General features: G+C 71.2%; 3 protein-coding genes and 1 pseudogene. 2 read left to right on the plus strand and 2 right to left on the minus strand.

Annotation, left to right across the window (positions count from 1 at the left end; translation table 11 throughout):
* Positions 1–124: 124 nt before the first annotated feature.
* Positions 125–2,980 (minus strand): aconitate hydratase, encoded by a 2,856-nt coding sequence (locus ACIA5A_RS27150; protein ID WP_396767261.1) that lies wholly within the window; start codon positions 2,978–2,980, stop codon positions 125–127.
* Between the two features lie 156 nt (positions 2,981–3,136).
* On the opposite strand from ACIA5A_RS27150, the gene ACIA5A_RS27155 reads away from it, so the two are divergent.
* Positions 3,137–3,508: a VOC family protein gene (locus ACIA5A_RS27155; RefSeq protein WP_396767262.1), complete on the plus strand. Its 372-nt coding sequence runs from the start codon at positions 3,137–3,139 to the stop codon at positions 3,506–3,508.
* Between the two features lie 9 nt (positions 3,509–3,517).
* Entirely contained in the window at positions 3,518–4,174 is a 657-nt protein-coding gene (locus tag ACIA5A_RS27160; protein ID WP_181569345.1) for a DedA family protein, read from the plus strand.
* 53 nt (positions 4,175–4,227) lie between these two features.
* Here the strand turns inward: ACIA5A_RS27160 and ACIA5A_RS27165 are convergent.
* Positions 4,228–4,321 (minus strand): annotated as a pseudogene (locus ACIA5A_RS27165) (phytochelatin synthase); the annotation flags it as partial.

The following is a 4,321-nucleotide window of genomic DNA, read 5'->3' on the forward strand; positions in this document are numbered from 1 at the left end:
GCCCGCCGCGGGGGCCCGGGGCCCCGGGGCGCGGCCCCCGGCGGTGCGGGTGGTGGGGTCCGGGGGCCCCCCTTTCCCACCCCCGTCTGTTAAAAAGGGGCCCCTCCTTACCACAACAGCTGGCTCAGCTGGCGATCATCCGGCGCAGCACGTACTGCAGGATGCCGCCGTGCCGGTAGTAGTCCGCCTCGCCCGGGGTGTCGATGCGGACCACCGCGTCGAACTCCACGCCGGTGTCGGTGGTGACCTTCACGGTGCGCGGGGTCTCGCCGTCGTTCAGCGCGGTCACCCCGCTGATCGAGAACGTCTCGGTGCCGGTCAGGCCCAGCGACTCCGCGGTGGTGTCCACCGGGAACTGCAGCGGCAGGACGCCCATGCCGATCAGGTTCGAGCGGTGGATCCGCTCGTACGACTCGGCGACGACCGCCTTCACGCCCAGCAGCATGGTGCCCTTGGCCGCCCAGTCGCGCGACGAGCCGGAGCCGTACTCCTTGCCGGCCAGGATGACAAGCGGGACGCCCGCCTCCTGGTAGGCCATCGAGGCGTCGTAGATCGAGGACTGCTCGCCGGTCAGGTGGTTGACCGTGAAGCCGCCCTCCACACCCGGGACGAGCTGGTTGCGCAGCCGGATGTTGGCGAACGTGCCCCGGATCATCACCTCGTGGTTGCCCCGGCGGGAGCCGTACGAGTTGAACTCGTGCCGGGCCACGCCGTGCTCGGCCAGGTACTTCCCGGCGGGGGAGTCCGCCTTGATGGAACCGGCCGGGGAGATGTGGTCGGTGGTCACCGAGTCGCCCAGCTTCGCCAGCACCCGCGCGCCGGCGATGTCCTGCACCGGGGTCGGCTGCTGCTGCATGCCCTCGAAGTACGGGGGCTTGCGCACGTAGGTGGAGTCGCCGGCCCAGGAGAACGTGTCACCGGTCGGGGTCGGCAGCGACTGCCAGCGCTCGTCACCGGCGAACACGTCGGCGTACGCCGCGCTGAAACCGGTGGCGCCGATCGCCGAGGCGATGACGTCCTGGATCTCGGCGGTGTTCGGCCAGATCTCCCGCAGGAACACCGGGTTGCCCTGGGCGTCCTCGCCGATCGGCTCGTTGGCCAGGTCGATGTCCATGGTGCCGGCGAGCGCGTACGCGACCACCAGCGGCGGGGACGCCAGGTAGTTCATCTTGACGTCCGGGTTGATCCGGCCCTCGAAGTTGCGGTTGCCGGACAGCACCGACACGACGGCGAGGTCGCCCTCGTTGACGGCGGCGGAGACCTCCTCCGGCAGCGGGCCGGAGTTGCCGATGCAGGTGGTGCAGCCGTAGCCGACCAGGTTGAAGCCGAGCTTCTCCAGGTAGGGCGTGAGGCCGGCGCGGTCGTAGTAGTCCATGACGACCTTCGAGCCCGGCGCCAGGGTGGTCTTCACCCACGGCTTGCGGGCCAGGCCCTTCTCCACCGCGTTGCGGGCGAGCAGCGCCGCGCCGATCATCACCTGCGGGTTCGAGGTGTTGGTGCAGGAGGTGATCGCGGCGATCACCACGGCGCCGTGGTCCAGCTCGTACTCGACGCCGTCGGCGCCGGTCACCCGGACCGGGTTGGTGGCCCGGCCGCCCGCGCCCACGGCGGCGGTCTCCAGGTCACGCGGCGCGTCCGCCGGGTCGTTCACCCCGTTGGCCGGGGCGTCGCTGGCCGGGAAGGACTCGGCGCTCGCCTCGTCGGCCGGGCCGTCGGTGCCGAACGGCTTCTGCTGCTGCGGCACGCCCGGCTTGCGGCCGGGGTCGCCGCCGGTCTCGTCGGCCGCCACGTAGTCGGTGAGCGCCGAGCGGAACAGCGTCTTGGCGCTGCCCAGCGGCACCCGGTCCTGCGGGCGCTTCGGGCCGGCCAGGGAGGGCTCGATGGTGCCGAGGTCCAGCTCCAGGCGCTCCGAGTACTCCGGCTCGTGGTTCGGGTCGTGCCAGAGGCCCTGCTCCTTGGCGTACGCCTCGACCAGCGCGACCTGCTGCGGGTCGCGCCCGGTCAGCTCCAGGTAGCGCACGGTCTCGCCGTCGATCGGGAAGATCGCCACCGTGGAGCCGTACTCCGGGGACATGTTGCCGATGGTGGCGCGGTTGGCCAGCGGCACCGCGCTCACGCCCGGGCCGTAGAACTCGACGAACTTGCCGACCACCCCGTGCTTGCGCAGCATCTCGGTGATGGTCAGCACCAGGTCGGTGGCGGTGGTGCCGGCCGGCATCTCACCGGACAGCTTGAAGCCGACGACGCGGGGGATCAGCATGCTGACCGGCTGGCCGAGCATCGCGGCCTCGGCCTCGATGCCGCCGACGCCCCAGCCCAGCACGCCCAGACCGTTGACCATCGTGGTGTGCGAGTCGGTGCCGACGACGGTGTCCGGGTACGCCTGGCCGTTGCGCTCCATGATGGTGCGGGCCAGGTACTCGATGTTGACCTGGTGCACGATGCCGGTGCCCGGCGGGACGACCTTGAACTCGTTGAACGCGCTCTGGCCCCAGCGCAGGAACTGGTAGCGCTCCTTGTTGCGCTCGTACTCCAGCTCGACGTTGCGCTCGAACGCGTCCTCGCGGCCGAACAGGTCGGCGATGACGGAGTGGTCGATGACCAGCTCGGCCGGGGCGAGCGGGTTCACCTTGGTGGCGTCACCGCCGAGGTCGCGCACGGCCTCGCGCATGGTGGCCAGGTCGACCACGCAGGGCACCCCGGTGAAGTCCTGCATCAGCACCCGGGCCGGGGTGAACTGGATCTCCACGCTCGGGTCGGCGGTGGGGTCCCACGCGCCGAGCTGCCGGATGTGGTCGGCGGTGATGTTCGCGCCGTCCTCGGTCCGCAGCAGGTTCTCCAGCAGGATCTTCAGGCTGTAGGGCAGTCGGTCGTGCCCCTCCACCTGGCCGATCTTGAAAATCTCGTAGCTCGCGTCTCCGACGCGTAGCTGGGTCTTCGCACCGAAGGTGTCGAGGCTCGCCACGTCGTACTCCTTCACACCAGCGACCGTGAGTAGTCCTGAGCAGTTTGTCGCACCGACCGGGGCGCCGCCGTGCTTAGGCGACACTTACCTGCGTCGGTCTCTACAAAACCGTACGTCCGTCTTGCTATTCGCGCAACCTCGTGCCACGCTGCGGGACGAGGAGGTGCCACCATGATCCACCACGTCCTGCTGGCCTGTCCGCGCGGCTCCGAGGACCTCTCCCGCTCCTTCTACGTCGGGCTGCTCGGCCTCACCGAGAAGCCCAAACCCCCGGCCCTCGCCGCCCGCGGTGGTTGCTGGTTCACCGGGTACGACGCCGAGCTGCACCTCGGCGTCGAGGACGACTTCGTGCCCGCCCGCAAGGCCCACCCGGCGTTGGTCCGCACCGACCTGGACGACCTCGCCGCCCGCCTCGACGCCGCCGGCCACACCGTGACCTGGGGCGATGACGAGATTCCCGGGATGCGGCGGTTCCACACGCACGACCCGCACGGCAACCGGTTGGAGTTCCTGGCACCCGCGCGCCGAGGTCCGCGCGGGTAGGGTCGGAGCGTGGTCGACGTGCAGCACTGGCTCTCCGCGCTACCCCCGGGCGTGATCTACCTGATCGTCGCCGGGGTGATCGGCGTCGAGAGCATGGGCGTCCCGCTGCCCGGCGAGATCGTGCTGGTCAGCTCCGCCCTGCTCGCCGCCACCGGGGTGGTCCAGCCCGAGTGGGTGGCCGCCGCCGCCGCGACCGGCGCGATCGTCGGCGACTCCATCGGGTACGCGGTCGGCCGCCGCGGCGGAAGGCCGCTGCTGGAACGGCTGGGCCGGCGCTTCCCCAAGCACCTCGGCCCGGCCCACCTGGCCCGCGCCGAGCAGAGCTTCGCCCGCCACGGCGTCTGGGCGGTCTTCTTCGGCCGGTTCGTCGCGCTGCTACGCATCCTCGCCGGCCCGCTGGCCGGGGCGCTGCACGTGCCGTACCGCCGGTTCCTGGTGGCGAACGCGGCAGGCGGCCTGGTCTGGGCCTTCGGCACCACCTACCTGCTGTTCTACCTCGGGCGGGCCGCCGAGCACTGGCTCAAGGACATCTCCTGGGCCGGGCTGGTGCTCGCCGTGCTGGCCGGCCTGGTCAGCACCTGGTGGCTGCGCCGCCGCGCGAAGCGACTGGGCCCGGTCGAGACGCCGCCCGACCAGGTCGAGCCGGTCGGCGCCACGGAACGCTGACGCGAGAAGGGCCCGACCCCTCTGTGGGGTCGGGCCCTTCTTCGTGTTCGGTGTCAGCTGGTGCTGTAGCCGCGGGTGGCGATCCAGTCGGCGAGGTTGTCGATGGTGATGCGGTAGGAGGCGGTGTTGGGGTTGGCGCTGTCGGCG

This window comes from Micromonospora sp. NPDC051300 (assembly GCF_044455315.1).
GTDB classification, from domain to species: Bacteria; Actinomycetota; Actinomycetes; order Mycobacteriales; family Micromonosporaceae; genus Micromonospora; species Micromonospora robiginosa.

Bases quoted from the DNA above. Each gene is read 5' to 3' on its own strand.
- ACIA5A_RS27155 (WP_396767262.1), top strand. From the start codon at position 3,137: ATGATCCACCACGTCCTGCTGGCCTGTCCGCGCGGCTCCGAGGACCTC.